13 protein-coding genes are annotated in these 13,293 nt (G+C 55.4%); 2 read left to right on the forward strand and 11 right to left on the reverse strand.

Annotated features, from left to right (window positions below):
- Window positions 1-18: 18 nt before the first annotated feature.
- Together ACTRXA_RS00320 and ACTRXA_RS00325 are read right to left on the reverse strand one after the other, a co-directional pair.
- The gene (locus tag ACTRXA_RS00320) at window positions 19-2,202 is read right to left on the reverse strand and encodes an LPS-assembly protein LptD (protein ID WP_442425850.1); all 2,184 of its coding nucleotides are present in this window, start codon (window positions 2,200-2,202) and stop codon (window positions 19-21) included.
- A 19-nt stretch (window positions 2,203-2,221) separates the two neighbouring features.
- Window positions 2,222-3,508, reverse strand: coding sequence for a bifunctional folylpolyglutamate synthase/dihydrofolate synthase (locus ACTRXA_RS00325; protein ID WP_442425214.1), 1,287 nt, complete (start codon window positions 3,506-3,508; stop codon window positions 2,222-2,224).
- Between the two features lie 117 nt (window positions 3,509-3,625).
- Here ACTRXA_RS00325 and ACTRXA_RS00330 point away from each other — a divergent pair, with 117 nt between their 5' ends.
- Window positions 3,626-4,180 (forward strand): hypothetical protein, encoded by a 555-nt coding sequence (locus tag ACTRXA_RS00330; protein ID WP_442425215.1) that lies wholly within the window; start codon window positions 3,626-3,628, stop codon window positions 4,178-4,180.
- Between the two features lie 15 nt (window positions 4,181-4,195).
- Here ACTRXA_RS00330 and ACTRXA_RS00335 read toward each other — a convergent pair whose 3' ends face one another.
- The 8 genes from ACTRXA_RS00335 to ACTRXA_RS00370 all read right to left on the reverse strand — a co-directional run bounded on the left by ACTRXA_RS00335 (window position 4,196) and on the right by ACTRXA_RS00370 (window position 11,530).
- The gene (locus ACTRXA_RS00335; protein WP_442425216.1) at window positions 4,196-4,783 is read right to left on the reverse strand and encodes a hypothetical protein; all 588 of its coding nucleotides are present in this window, start codon (window positions 4,781-4,783) and stop codon (window positions 4,196-4,198) included.
- A gap of 47 nt (window positions 4,784-4,830) precedes the next feature.
- On the reverse strand, window positions 4,831-5,238 hold the full coding sequence (locus ACTRXA_RS00340; protein WP_442425217.1) for a PilZ domain-containing protein: 408 nt from the start codon (window positions 5,236-5,238) through the stop codon (window positions 4,831-4,833).
- A complete protein-coding gene (locus ACTRXA_RS00345) occupies window positions 5,216-6,697 on the reverse strand; it encodes an OmpA family protein (RefSeq protein ID WP_442425218.1) in 1,482 nt (493 codons plus the stop codon). Before ACTRXA_RS00345 ends, ACTRXA_RS00340 begins: the two co-directional genes overlap by 23 nt.
- 3 nt (window positions 6,698-6,700) lie before the next feature.
- Entirely contained in the window at window positions 6,701-7,483 is a 783-nt protein-coding gene (locus tag ACTRXA_RS00350; protein ID WP_442425219.1) for a motility protein A, read from the reverse strand.
- 245 nt (window positions 7,484-7,728) lie between these two features.
- Complete coding sequence (locus ACTRXA_RS00355) at window positions 7,729-8,610, reverse strand: AEC family transporter (protein ID WP_442425220.1); 882 nt, start codon at window positions 8,608-8,610, stop codon at window positions 7,729-7,731.
- 10 nt (window positions 8,611-8,620) lie between these two features.
- The gene (locus tag ACTRXA_RS00360) at window positions 8,621-9,586 is read right to left on the reverse strand and encodes an ABC transporter ATP-binding protein (RefSeq protein WP_442425221.1); all 966 of its coding nucleotides are present in this window, start codon (window positions 9,584-9,586) and stop codon (window positions 8,621-8,623) included.
- Complete coding sequence (locus tag ACTRXA_RS00365; protein WP_442425222.1) at window positions 9,583-10,569, reverse strand: ABC transporter ATP-binding protein; 987 nt, start codon at window positions 10,567-10,569, stop codon at window positions 9,583-9,585. Before ACTRXA_RS00365 ends, ACTRXA_RS00360 begins: the two co-directional genes overlap by 4 nt.
- Before the next feature lie 94 nt (window positions 10,570-10,663).
- On the reverse strand, window positions 10,664-11,530 hold the full coding sequence (locus tag ACTRXA_RS00370) for a rhodanese-like domain-containing protein (protein WP_442425223.1): 867 nt from the start codon (window positions 11,528-11,530) through the stop codon (window positions 10,664-10,666).
- Window positions 11,531-11,829: 299 nt separating this feature from the next.
- Here ACTRXA_RS00370 and ACTRXA_RS00375 point away from each other — a divergent pair, with 299 nt between their 5' ends.
- Window positions 11,830-12,768 (forward strand): class I SAM-dependent methyltransferase, encoded by a 939-nt coding sequence (locus tag ACTRXA_RS00375; protein WP_442425224.1) that lies wholly within the window; start codon window positions 11,830-11,832, stop codon window positions 12,766-12,768.
- A 7-nt stretch (window positions 12,769-12,775) separates the two neighbouring features.
- Here ACTRXA_RS00375 and ACTRXA_RS00380 read toward each other — a convergent pair whose 3' ends face one another.
- Complete coding sequence (locus ACTRXA_RS00380; protein WP_442425225.1) at window positions 12,776-13,195, reverse strand: thiol-disulfide oxidoreductase DCC family protein; 420 nt, start codon at window positions 13,193-13,195, stop codon at window positions 12,776-12,778.
- Window positions 13,196-13,293: the final 98 nt, after the last annotated feature.

A 13,293-nucleotide genomic window follows, 5' to 3' on the forward strand; every position in this document is an offset into this window, starting at 1 on the left:
TCCTCCGTTGAGATTGAATCAAAACCCGCGGTGGATGAAAGTCTCGCCGCGTGATCCATCAAAGTCGGCAAGCCCCCGCAGTTCGAAGCTGAGCAGCATTTTCGTTTCCGCCTGGTTGACGTTGAGGTTGATGTTACGGCGGCGGATGAAATCGAACGACAGCCCCCAGCATTTGCAGGGATCGCTGTATGAGGCCCGGCCGTTGTGTTCCAGCACGCGGTCATTGAACTCGTCAAAACGGGCACTGTACTTGAAATTCAATCCTTTGGGAAGAGTCACGTCGAGGGTGCCCAAAATCATGGCTGACTCATTGTGGACCTGGCGTTTTTCCAAAACCACCATCAACCATTCGCTCAACCGGATGCCGACGTCAAAATTGAACCGCTGGACGAAACCATCGTACACATTATACTCACTGTCGAAATTGAACATGAAATAATCCGTGAAGCGGGTATCGAGGTCGAATCGCAGGTCGGAAAAGGGGCGGCGGGGCGTGAGGGGTGTCTGGAACCGCCGTGCTTCCTTGATATTGTAACTCTGGCTGATTTCAAATCGGGCGACCTGTCGCACTTCGCTGTTGCCTTTGCTGTCTGTGTCCTTGCGAAGCAGGCGCTGGGTCAGGAAATAGGTGAGGGCCTCGGTGGGCCGGATATCGTCCACTCCGTCAATGATGCGGATTTTTTCGCGGTCTTTCCGGTCGAAACCGGAAATGTAATCGTACTGCACCCGAGGTTCAATGACGTGCTTGTACGCGGGGCCGCCGGGCTCCGTCGGTTTGAAGACCCGGTTGAACTTGGGTCCTTCCAGAAAGGCACTGAACTCGAATACTTCTCTTGTGAACTCGGGACGGATGAACGGCTGGTTGGTGGACGGGTCGATGTCGTCCGAGAGTTCTTTATTGTAATAGGTTTCGCGGAACCCGACCTGCGGGGTCAGGCGCAACCACGGGGCAAATGTGATCGGGTAAGAAAGCTGAGGATGAAAGTCGAACCGTTGAAGGGTCTCTTCGTTGTCCACACCTATTGTTGGATCCAGGTCGAGTAGAAACTGCGTGGCGCTCGATTCCTGGTTGAAGTAAAAGCCGCTGTTGCCCAGTTGAAAAGACTGCGTGACCCAGGTGATGGACGGCAGGATGCCGAAGGTGTCGTCGCGCTCGGCCTGTTCGCTTTCGCGGTAGCGGCCCAGGATGTCGAGGGAGTTGGTTTCCCATCCTTTGAATATGGACAGAAATGAATCGCTGCTTCGCCGGGTGCGGATTTCGGTTTGCGACTTGAATGTTTTGTTGAAGTTCGCCCCGGAAGTCTGGTCAAGCCGTGCCAGCAGGCGGGCGTCACCGGGAAGGACCTGCTGGTGCCGGGCGTCGAGTTTCCAGAACGTTTTTCCCGAGATGTCGTCTTTCAAATGCTCGCCGCGCCACCAGCCTTCGGTGGTTTCGCTCGGGCGGTAGCGGAATTCGAGGGATGAGCGCAAGCCGCGGTTTTCCATGTAGTCGGCACCGAGGGTGGCGTCGTAGGACCGGTTGATTGCCCAGAAATACCGGTTCTGGATGGTGAGGCCGTCCAGGTTGCTGGTACCGATGCTGGGCATCAGGAACCCGCTTTTGCGCTCCGTGATGATAGGCACGTAACCCACCGGGATGTATATGAAAGGAATTCCTTTCACACGAAACACCCCGCCCGTGAACAGGGCGCGGTCCTGCATCAGGATGTCTGCCTTGCCCACCTCGATCATCCAGTCGGGCAGCACCCCGGTGCAGGTAGTCAGGGTGGCGTCCTCCGTCTGGTAGTGTTCCTCCGAAAAGCGGCGTAATACTTTTCCGGTAACGTAATATTCCTGCCCCTGCTGTCCCTTCAGCGTTCCCCGGCTTCGAAGCAGGATGCCCCGGTGAGTTTTTATGTTGAAATCACCACGCACTGCTTCCACGGTGGAACCGTCTTCCGCTTTCATCACCACGTTGCCTTGTGCGTGTCCCTGGCCGGATTCGGTATTGATGGCCATTTTATCGGCGCGTATGGAGCGGTTTTGATAACGCACCACCACATTGCCGCGGGCTTTGATGAGGTTTTCTTTGACGAGGTGCTCCATGTAATCGGCGGTGATTTCCACCGGGTCTTCTTTTTGCTCCGGACTGGTGACGGGTGAAACGGATTGGCTGAGTGCGGGGGAGGGAACGAAGCCGAGCAGACCTGCCAGCAACGCCATCGTCACAAAAAGGACCGCCTTATTTGAGACAGGTTCGTTCAATATATTCTCTGGCTTCCGCGACGGTAAAGATGGAGCCCGTCACACAAATCAACTCGTCGGGTTCACATTGCTTCTGGTTGGCGATCAGGGCCTGAGGGACGTCCTCGATAATTTCCAGCGGCCCGATGGAAAAGGTCTCGCCGGCCAGGTCCGCCGGGTTCAGGCTGCGTTCCTGCCGGGGCCGGGCCAGCGTGATATGATGGGCGAATCGGGCGACAATTTCAATACATTCCCGGTAGGGCTTGTCCTGCATGATACCCAGCACGATGCGCAGTTTCCGCGAAGGATACAATTCCTTCAAGGCCTCCATCAGTTTTTGCAGGCTGTCCAGGTTGTGCGCGCAGTCGAGGAGGGTGAGCGGCGATTCGTTGACCACTTCCAGCCGTCCGGCCCATTGCGCGGTGGCGATGCCGCGTCGAATGATTTCAGGTGTGAGTTTCACTCCTTTGGATTCGAGGGCCTGGCAGGCGGCGATGGCCATGGCCGCGTTTTGAGCCTGGTAGCGTCCGAGCAGGGGGCTGGTCAAACCTGGAATGCTTTCGATCGGACTTTCATAGTCGAACATCATTTCGCCCGGCCGATGTGTGTGCAGGTTCACGTCAAAATCCCGTCCCAGCTTCAGAAGACGGCAGTCGAACTCGCGCGCACGGTCTTCGATCACGCGGAACACGTCGGGCTGGTCTACACCCGTCACCACGGTGCAGGTGTCCTTGATGATGGAGGCTTTTTCAAAGGCGATTCCGGGAAGCTCCGTGCCCAGGCTGCTTTCGTGATCGCGGGAAATGGAGGTGACGATGCACACTTCGCCCTGACAGGTGTTGGTGGAATCAAGCCGACCGCCCATACCGACCTCGATCACGTTCCAGTCCACTTTCTGTTCGACGAAATACCGAAAGGCGAGGACGGTACCGAACTCGAAAAATGTAACCGGAACACCGATGCGTTCCGAGGTTTCCTTGATGTGCAGAATGCCGTCGACCATCGCGTCTTCCGGAATCGGCTCGCGGTCCACCTGGATGCGTTCTGAAAAATGCCGGATGTGGGGCGAGGTGTACAGTCCGGTTCGGTAACCGGCTGCGCGCAGGATGGATTCGACAAACGCGGCGGTCGAGCCCTTGCCTTTGGTTCCGGCGATGTGGATGGCCGGAATCTTGTTCTGAGGATCGCCCAGCGCTTCCAGCAGGCGGGTGGTGTTTTCCAGGCCCAGTTTGATTCCGCTGTTTTGCAGGCCGAAAAGGTAATCCAGGCATTGAGATGGATTCATGATCTTTTAATATGGGTGAGCGGGAGCAGGACTCCGGAAACAGGGTTTATATTTTCGCATTTTTGAAATCCGGGCGTAAGATATTATTGCTTAATTTATTTAATTAAAGGAATGAATGTGAATCCGCATTCCCAAAGATTGCGCATTCCCCTCATGCGGCTGGTGCGGGGCCCGGTCCTCCTGGATAACATGAAGGAACCGATGGAGGGGTTGGAACTGATGACTTCCATCGATATCTTTCCCGGCGAACCGCTTCCCGGGGAATGTTACGCGCTCAAGATGGAAGACGATGCCGCAGAACCGCACGTCCTCGCGGGCAGCATTGGCGTGTTTTCCCGCCAGTCGGATGGGGTTGCCGCGCTGCACCAGATTTACCTGGTGCAGATCAAGAACGAACGGCCGCTGGTCTGCAAGCTGGTGAAAAGCGATATGGCGATCCATCGCCGGGCGAGCGATCCGGGGGCGACCTCTTCCACTCCCGACCGCCTTCGTCAGCGTCGCAAAAGTTTCATGACGCCGACGCCGCTTCACATCCCCGATTCCCGCATCTCTCCCATTCCTGATTCCGCGCACGAGATGGTGTATCTGAAAAATCCCGAGGAAGGCGAGCCCATGCTGGTTGTTCCGGGCCGCGATTTATTGTGGATGCACCCTTTGGTGTTCATCCCTTGAGCAAAATGGGTTTCTTTACTTTTGTGTCAACCGGATGAGATCGCGGTACGTGCGCACGCCTTCCGCCGACCAGTCCACTTTCGTAAAACCGGGGTCGTTGACGGGGACCATGCGGATGACCTTGATGTACGAAATAGCGTTTACCAGCTGACGCACATCGTCCCCGGACGGTTCCTGTACGGGCGAGAAGTTGTTGTCCGCGTTTTCCCATTCCCAGGGACTGTCATGGCGGGCCAGCCAGACGTCGGCAAACCCGGCATCCCCCCTCCGCTCAAGCAGGCAATCGAGGTATTGCGGCAGGGCAGGTCCCTTGAGCACCAGCGAGTACCCCAGATAGTGCCCCCACCAGAACAGCACGCGGTAGGTGAAGTATTCTTCTTTGGTGAAAAACTGCGGGATGTCGAGAGACACGAAGGGAAACCCCTTGTTGTTTTCTCCCTTGGTGATTTTTCCCCGTTTGAGGTCGGTGCCCAGGGGAACCGGGCCGGGATCTTTCGCCAGCTCGGCGATCATGACGTCCTTCAGGTCTTCCAGTCTGGATTCGGCCTTTTTGATGATGGAATGCTTGTGCAGAAACAGTTCGCGCTCCCGGATCAGTCGCATTTCCGTGTCGGACCAGAAAGGGGAGTCATGGGGCTGAGAGGGCATGGTCACTCGGTTTCGGATCGTTTGCGGTTTCTGAGGATTTCCTTTTGGCGGGCCAGCACGTAGCGGTGGATATCGTCTTCCGCACGATCGGTCAACCCCACGAATCGGCACTGACAGATTCCCTCCCGGTTGACGCGCAGGATACGAAGTTTGGTCTTGACGAACCCGCCGGTGATGGGCAGGGTGAAGGTGACGGGATACACCGCCTTGGGCTTGAAGTCATTGTTTCGGAATGAAATCCCCCCGGAACTGATTTCCAATACCTTGACGGTCTTGTCTTCTATGGAAACCAGGACCGGTTCCGCCGGGTCCGGAGAAATGCGGAACGCCTGCCGTTTGTCCTCCTTTGGCAGGTGAAACAGCTTTCCCTTCTCATCCTTGTCGTCTTCAGCTTTCTTTTTCCAGAACAAACTCCACTCTCCTGTTCAAGGCGCGGCCGCGCTCTGTCTTGTTGGTGGCGATGGGAAATGTGTCAGCAAATCCCGTAGCCGTCATTCGTTTGGGGTCGATGTTCTGATTGATGAAGTATCTCAGCACGGAGGTGGCCCGTGCCGAGGACAACTCCCAGTTGCTTGCAAAGCGTTTGTTTGGAATTTCTGAATTGTCGGTATGGCCGTTGATGTTGATTTTGTAACTGGGATACTTTTCCGTTATACGGATGAGTTCGTCGAGGACTTTTTTACCACGGCCAAGGTTCAATTCAGCGCTTCCTGTATCGAACAGCGACTGGGAAGGGACCTTGACGATGATTTTCGACTGGTCGGTGGAAATGGTCATCACGTCCGAAAGACTTTCCACCTTGGCCACATTTTTCACCTCAGTCAGAATATTATCAGATTTGAGTCCCGTCAACACGTCCAGCGATTCTTTTATTTCCGCGGCATCCATCAATTCCAGCAGGCCTATGGAAGCCTGCTCGTGCCCGATTATGGCTTCCTTGAAACGGTTCATGTTGATGGAAGAAAGTGAATACAAAATGATGAAGTAAGTGAGCAGCAGGGTGAACATATCCGCGAATGTCATGAGCCAGGCCTGGCCGGACCGCTCATCCTGCACTTCCTCGGCAAAGTCGGCCAGGGACTCCCTCTGTCGGCGGCGGATTTGGAGGGTTTTCCGTATGCGTTCCTTTGCCCTCTGGACTTCGTAGTTCATCTGGACTTCGAACTGCCGGTCGCGTATTTTGATTTCCTCCTCCAGCTCTTCTTTTTCGGATCGCGTCTTGTCCAGTTCGTCCTGGATTTTGTTGATCATGTCGGAAGTGAGGGTGAGCGCGTCGCCTCCTTTTTTGTTGGCCTGAATCATTTTTTCATACATCTGGATCAGGCCGTCTTTTTCCATCAGCAGTTTTTCAAACCGTTCTTTGGATTTTTCCGTCAGCATCTCAAGAGACACGGCCTTCGATTGGACATCCTCTACCGGGCCCACGTCATGACGGAGCCGTTTGACTTCCCGTGCCAACGCGCTTTTCTCTCTCGCCAGCCGCTCTCGTTCTCCTCTTTCCAGTTTTACCCGTTCGGTAAGCTGAAGATTTTTCTTTTGCAGAGCCTTCAGCGTTCGGGACAATTCCTCATACCGCGGAAGGGTGGGATCCTCCTTCGGGTCTTTCTCTTTGTCGGCCGATTCTTTGGAAGGGATGGCTTTGATCACACGATTCTGACTGAGGCTCCGTTGGAATTTGATCTGTTCCTTCTGGTCTTCAACGGTTTGCTGGAGTTTGGTGATTTTCTTGCCCGTGACCGTCAGCATGTGCTTGAAGCGGGTTTCCTGGCGTGCCTTTTCGGCGTCCAGTTTTTTCAACTGGGCCTTTTGCGCACGTAGCAGCTCCTGGATTTGTTGAAGGTTTTCTTTTTTGTCGTCTTTCTTTGCCATGCGTCACCCCGTCTGGTAAGCCGCTCCAGTGGGCCGTGGTGGACGTCGCCGTTTGGCCGGGACGTATGAAGACAGTTTTTCATAAACGAAAACCGGATTGTTGTCTTCGAGTATGGAAATGGCACCTTCAAACATGATTTCCAGGGTGATCAACTCCACCAGGGTCCGATCCTTCAATTTTCCCGCGATGGGAAGAAAAAACAAAGTCGATAACAGCATCCCGTAAAACGTGGTCAGCAAGGCCACGGCCATGGCGGGACCGATGGTGTCCGGGTTGCTCAGCTGACGGAGCATCTGCACGAGACCAATCAGTGTCCCCATCATGCCGAAGGAGGGGGCATAGGACGCCATTTTGCGGAAAATGTCCTGGATGATGAAATGGCGCTGTTTCATCGATTCGATTTCGATGTTCAGGGTGTCGCGGATCATTTCTTCCTTCGATCCGTCGGCAATCAGGTTGCAGGCTTTTCGCAGAAGGTCGTTTTCGTATTCGATGCGGCTGAGCGCGATCAATCCCTGGCGGCGGCTGATGCTGCACAGTTCGATCATGGTCTCCACCATGTCGTTGGGATCGGACTTTTTTTCGGAGAAAACGAAAATGGCCGCACGGAAAGCGGCGATGACGTCTTTCAATTGGAAGGTGATCAGGGTGGCGGCGATGGTTCCGCCGACCACGATCATGATTCCGGGCAGGTTGAAAAAATGACTCAAATCCCCGCCCAGGAAGATGGCCCCGATGATCAACCCCAGTCCTAAAAGGACCCCTACAAGGGATGCGGCATCCACAGGTCAAATCCTTGGGAAAGTGCTCGTGACAGAATTTCGGATTCCAATAAAATTACCATGAAAATCGAATTTCTGCAATGTTTTCATTAGGTTATGGGATTTCCGCCGGTTTGCGCCGAACTTTTCGGGCCTGACTTCGGCCCCGTTTTTAATTATCGGCACAAATGGACTGAACTGGAGGGTTGGGTGACGATAAATTCAAATATTATCTGACTTTACAGGTACTTCCGGGGTTGTGGGTAGGGTCAGCCCAGGGCCAGCAGGGTGATGGGAATGATGGCAAGCGACAGCAGGGTGGAAACGAGGATGGAGGAGGCCACGAGATCCGGATTGGCGTTGTACTTGCCGGAGAGCAGGATGTTGATCACGGCGCAGGGCATGATGCTCTCCAGAAGGACTATTTTGTGAGCGAGGTCATCCAGCGGAAGGATGGCGGTACATAGAAGGCCTGCCAGCAGTCCGAAGGTAAAACGGAAACCGACCACCATCCAGGTCAGTTTGAGCTGAGTCACCCTCACCTGTGCCAGGTGCATTCCCAGAATAAGAAGCACCATGGGAATGTTGGCCCCGGCCAGAATACGCACGGGTTCCCGGACGAAATGGGGAAGGGGAACCTGAAACGCATTGACGGCAAGCCCCAACGCCACGAGATAGACCACCGGTTCCTTCAAAAACTGCAATGCGCCTCCCTCGGCGGAGACGAGAAACAATCCGACCGTGAACACGGCGATGAACGAGGCGAGAAAAAACATGAGCCCCAGAGGAATCGCCGCGTCGCCGTAAGCCGCCTGCATGATCGGGAAGGGAAGGTTGACCGAGTTCATGAACATGATGGGCAGGTACACCCCCCGTCCGATTTCTTTTCGCCTGCGCAAAAGGATCCACGCAAGAAGCCCGGGCAACAGCAGGATGATCCAGGCGGAGAGAAAGACATTGCCCAGCAGGCCTCCTTCCAGGTTCATGCCGCTGATATGGTGAAAGGCGAAGCAGGGAAGCAGGACCCCCATCGTCAGCCGCACCAGCGGTTTGGGGTCCATGGAAACCCGGCGGCAAAAGAGGAATCCCAGTCCGATAATGAGAAAAGATGGGGAGACCAGTTGCAGGACGTGAAGGAGGTCGTCGATCATGAACGGCCCGTCATGTATACAGGTGGCAGTAAACGACGTGGCCGGGACCAAGCTCGACTTTTTTCGGGTCCTCGTGTTTGCAGTGGTCCATCACTTCCGGACAGCGGGTGTGGAATCGGCACCCGGAAGGAGGGTTGAGGGGCGAGGGCACATCCCCGCCAAGGGATACCTTCCCACCCCGGTCACGGGGATTGAGCGACGGCTTGGCGGAGAGGAGCGCTTTGGTGTAAGGATGTGCGGGTTCGCGGTTGAGCACATCGGTCGGGGCGACCTCCACCACCTTCCCCAGGTACATGACGGCCGTACGCTGGGACAAATGCTTGACCACATTGAGATCGTGCGAAATGAACAGCATCGTCAGGTTTTTTTCCTGCTGGAGCTTGCGCAGCAAGTTGATGATCTGCGCCTGAATGGATACGTCCAGCGCGGACACGGGTTCGTCGCAGACAATGTACTCCGGGTCGAGCGCCAGGGCGCGGGCGATACCGATGCGTTGCCGCTGGCCTCCGGAAAACTCGTGCGGATAGCGGCGCATGTAGCGCGGTGACAGGCCGACCTGTTCCATCACTTCACCGATTTTCTTTCTCAGGTCCTGTCTGGTGGCTTTGCCGTGCACCAGCATGGCTTCGCCAATAATGCGTTCCACGTTGAATCGGGGATTGAGCGAGCTGAACGGGTCCTGAAAAATGATCTGCATTTTCGGCCGCAGGCGTTCCATCTCCCGGTTGGGAAGTTGCGTGATATCGCGACCATGGAAAACAATCTGGCCCGCGGTGGGTTCGAGGAGGCGCAGGGTCATTCTGCCAACCGTGGTTTTGCCGCAACCCGACTCGCCGACGAGACCCAGGATTTCCTGTTCGCCGATGTCGAGGGACACATCGTCCACCGCCTTCACCTGGTTCACCACATGGGAAAACACACCACCGTAAACGGGAAAATACTTTTTCAGGTTTTTCAACTCGAGCAGGGATTTCATGATTCCTGTGCCACGGCGTTGGTTTTGTAAAGAAAGCAGGCGGCGGTCTGGTTGGGACCCGTGCGGTACATGGGTGGGATATCCCGGCTGCACTCATCCATGGCATCGGGGCAACGCGGATGAAACGCGCATCCTGAAGGCATGTTGACAGGATTGGGCACGGTGCCGGAAATGGGCTCCAGCAGCTTGCCCGGTTCCTCCCTGGGGAGCGAGCGCAGCAGGCCACGGGTGTAGGGATGCCTGGGATTTTCAAACAACTCCACCACGGGCGCTTCTTCCACGATCTTACCCGCATACATGACCGCCACCCGGTCGGCGAACTTCGCTACGATCCCGAGGTTGTGGGTGATGAGCAGGATGGACATTTGCGTTTCGTCGCGCAGATTTGCGAGGACGTCGAGAATCTGTGCCTCGATGGTGACGTCGAGCGCTGTGGTTGGCTCGTCGGCGATCAACAGGGCGGGGCGGCATGAAATGGCCATGGCGATCATGACCCGTTGCTTCATGCCCCCCGACAGTTCATGCGGATACTGGTCGACCCGTTGTTCGGCCGAAGGGATGCGCACGCGATCGAGGAGCTCGATAGCGAGTTTGCGTGCTTCGGCCTCGGTTTTTTTCTGGTGGAGGACGATCGCCTCGATGATCTGGTCGCCTACGGTGAAGATGGGATTGAGGGAGGTCATCGGTTCCTGAAAAATCATGCCGATGTCGTTTCCGCGGATGTCCCTCATTTCTTCTTCGGACAGTTTGAGTATTTCCCGGTTGTCGAACAGGATTCGACCGCTCTCGTAACGGCCGGGAGGGGTGGGCACGAGGCGCATGGCGCTGAGGGCGGTGACGGATTTGCCGCAACCGGATTCGCCGACCAGCGCCACCGTCTCACCGCGCGCGATCTCCAGGTTGACCGACCGCACGGATTCGACCTTGCCTTCTTCGATGTAGAAAGAGGTGACCAGGTTTTCGATCTTGAGCAGGGGTGCCATGAATGAGTCCCGACGTGAGTGTGTCCCGGTGTTTGCAGGACAAAAAAAGAAAACCTCCCGGCGGGAAGCTTTCCTGCCAGAAAACCGTTACGGGTTATTGAGCATCATCGAATATATCCTCGTAGCGGTAGTCGTCGTCTTCCTCGTCGATGTCGTAACGGGCCATGCGGGTGTCCACTTTTTGTGCCCAGGCGTCGATACCGCCTTCGATCCCCTGCACGTTGGTGAAACCGCGTTGACCGAGGAATTTCTGGAAGCTTTCGGTGCGGTCGCCTTTCCAGTCCACAACCACGACTTCTGATTCGGGCGCGAGGTCGGCCAGCACCGACTCGCAGTTTTCGCGGGTGATGAAGGTGGCTTCCTCAATGCAGGCGATGTCACGTTCCCACTGTTCGCGGATGTCGAGCAGGACGATGGGCTCGCCGTTTTTCATTTTTTCCTTGAGTTGTTCCGGGGTGATGAAGCGGGCCTGACCGCTTCCGGCTTCCCGGTTCAAAAGGGACAGCACCTCGCCTACGGTTTTGCCGTGCTGTTCGCACACCGTGAAGATGGTTTCCTCCGGTTTGTAACCGGTGACCGGCATGCCGATGTGGAAATGTTTGAAGAGCAGGGTGTGGACCTCCGGCAGGACCCGGTTGACCTCGGTCATGGGCGTGTCCGGGTTGAAAACGACGGTTCCTTCCTCTTTTTCGATCTCGGTGATCTGGAGGATGTGGTAGCCGTAAGGCGAATGGATGGGGCCCAGGATTTTACCCTGGTCCTGTTCACCAATTTCGCCCATGAGGGCCATGGCGTTGTCTTCCGGCATCCAGCCCAGGTCGCCACCGTTTTCCTTCGAGGGGCAGGTACTGTACTGCGACACCACTTCAGTGAAGGGCTTGCCTTCATCCAGCATTTTTTTGGCCGCCACCGCGTCTTCCACGGCATGGGTGAATATCTGGCTGGCTCGGACTCGGATCATGAAACGCTCCTTTAAACCTTGCCTTCAGGTCGGTTATCGGGGTATTGGGGGAGTCGGTGACTCCTGAAAATGATATACCGAATGAAACGGTCGAATCAAGCCGGGTGAGGGTTTTTGGGGAAGTCAAACAAAGGGGAAGGGTGAATAGGAAGCCAGGATTCGAAAAAAGCATGGATTCCCGGCAATTCCGGAACAATTTGATAGCGAATCACCCTTTTTCTCACCTTTTGCCAAAAATGGCTAATGGAAATTTTCGAATCTCCCGATCTATTAAGAATATAACCAGGGAGATTCGCATCATGACGAAATCCGTGGCCCAGGCCACCTACGAGGAGTATCGGCCCAGCGGGGTCGATCAGGGTTGTTTCGAACACATCCACCACGGCCGCGTGCTGGAAATTGGGTTTGGCTCGGGATCCCTGCTTCAGAGCCTGCAAGAAGCAGGCAACGAAGTGCATGGGGTGGATGCCGGGCGGGATATCGTGGACCGCGCCCGGTCCCGGGGATTCAATGTCTCCCTGATTGATGTGAGCGAGCAGGATCTACCGTACGAGACGGATTTTTTTGATGCGGTTTACAGTTATGAGACCTTCGAGCATTTGACCAACCCGCATCGAATGGTCTCCGAGGTCAGGCGGGTTTTGAAGCCGGGCGGAGCTTTTTATTTTTCGGTCCCGACCCAGGAGGGCACCATGGGCTATGGAGCCTGCCGCCATGCCTTTGTGTATCCGGGCCTGCTTGAAAAAAAGAATTTGGAACGCTTCCTGATGCAGATGTATTTCCGTGTGGACAAACAGTATGAAATGAACACAGGACTCATTGTCCACCGGTTTTACGGGTTGACCAACGGCAAGCGGGAAGACCTGCCGGACATCATGGATGTGATTGTCGGCGATTACCGGGTCTCGGAATTGTACAAACACGTTTTGACGCCTGAAAGGCTTCAGGAGGAAGTGCAGATTGAAATCGATGGGTACATGAAGGGAATTGTCTGGTGTCTGGATCGGCCGGACGGACTGGAGTATGCCATTGGGATCGGCGATCACCTTTGCGAGTCCTACAAAGGATTTCCTTCTTTGTACATGCAGTTGTTTGAATGCTTTTTTGAAAGAGGCAAACCCGAGGCAGGAATTTCATTCCTTGAAAAAATGCTTGCGGACTGCCAGCTTCCCCAAAGTTCGCGCGAACGCACGCGCGGGTTGATCGATTCCCTTGGCACCGCCCCGGCTCTGGCGTGAATTGAATTCAATCGAGAAAACGGGTGCGTTCTTCCGGAGATGGAATGCGGCAGGTTTCCTTTTCCCCGAACAGACGGTAACGGTTCCTGGCGATCCATTCGTAGATCCCGTCGCGAACAGGTAGGGGCACCCACCGTAATGCCCACAATAGGGACCAGATTCCCCCCAGGCGGCGGAAAATGCGCAAAGCCGCTGTGGATTTGCTGGAGACGCGATCCCCCTCCACCAGAACCACGCTGTCCAATGAGTACTCCCCGGTTGTGCCCAGCACCCGGCCCGCGGCTTCCCCCTGTAATGGAGAGAAGCGGAACACCTGCGCCTTGTCTGCACGGATGAGAAAATCCACAAACCCGTTGCACAGTCCGCACATCCCGTCGAAAAAGATGATGGGTGGTTGTTCATTCGCTTTGGCAGGTCTGGTTGCCATGGCCGTCCGGTCCTTTCAGCATCTCATTATAAGACTTTTGGTTTGAAGGGGGAATGAGGCTTGCGCCGTTGCGGGGGGCCAAAAATCGATTTATGGGG

This window comes from Nitrospina sp. P1_D6 (genome assembly GCF_052156615.1).
In the GTDB taxonomy this organism is placed as follows: domain Bacteria; phylum Nitrospinota; class Nitrospinia; order Nitrospinales; family Nitrospinaceae; genus Nitrospina.

What these genes read in the sequence shown, in the direction of transcription:
- ACTRXA_RS00320 (WP_442425850.1), bottom strand. Translation starts at nt 2,202, where the DNA reads ATGGCGTTGCTGGCAGGTCTGCTCGGCTTCGTTCCCTCCCCCGCACTC.
- ACTRXA_RS00325 (WP_442425214.1), bottom strand. Translation starts at nt 3,508, where the DNA reads ATGAATCCATCTCAATGCCTGGATTACCTTTTCGGCCTGCAAAACAGC.
- ACTRXA_RS00335 (WP_442425216.1), bottom strand. Translation starts at nt 4,783, where the DNA reads ATGCGACTGATCCGGGAGCGCGAACTGTTTCTGCACAAGCATTCCATC.
- ACTRXA_RS00345 (WP_442425218.1), bottom strand. Translation starts at nt 6,697, where the DNA reads ATGGCAAAGAAAGACGACAAAAAAGAAAACCTTCAACAAATCCAGGAG.
- ACTRXA_RS00355 (WP_442425220.1), bottom strand. Translation starts at nt 8,610, where the DNA reads ATGATCGACGACCTCCTTCACGTCCTGCAACTGGTCTCCCCATCTTTT.
- ACTRXA_RS00360 (WP_442425221.1), bottom strand. Translation starts at nt 9,586, where the DNA reads ATGAAATCCCTGCTCGAGTTGAAAAACCTGAAAAAGTATTTTCCCGTT.
- ACTRXA_RS00365 (WP_442425222.1), bottom strand. Translation starts at nt 10,569, where the DNA reads ATGGCACCCCTGCTCAAGATCGAAAACCTGGTCACCTCTTTCTACATC.
- ACTRXA_RS00370 (WP_442425223.1), bottom strand. Translation starts at nt 11,530, where the DNA reads ATGATCCGAGTCCGAGCCAGCCAGATATTCACCCATGCCGTGGAAGAC.
- ACTRXA_RS00375 (WP_442425224.1), top strand. Translation starts at nt 11,830, where the DNA reads ATGACGAAATCCGTGGCCCAGGCCACCTACGAGGAGTATCGGCCCAGC.
- ACTRXA_RS00380 (WP_442425225.1), bottom strand. Translation starts at nt 13,195, where the DNA reads ATGGCAACCAGACCTGCCAAAGCGAATGAACAACCACCCATCATCTTT.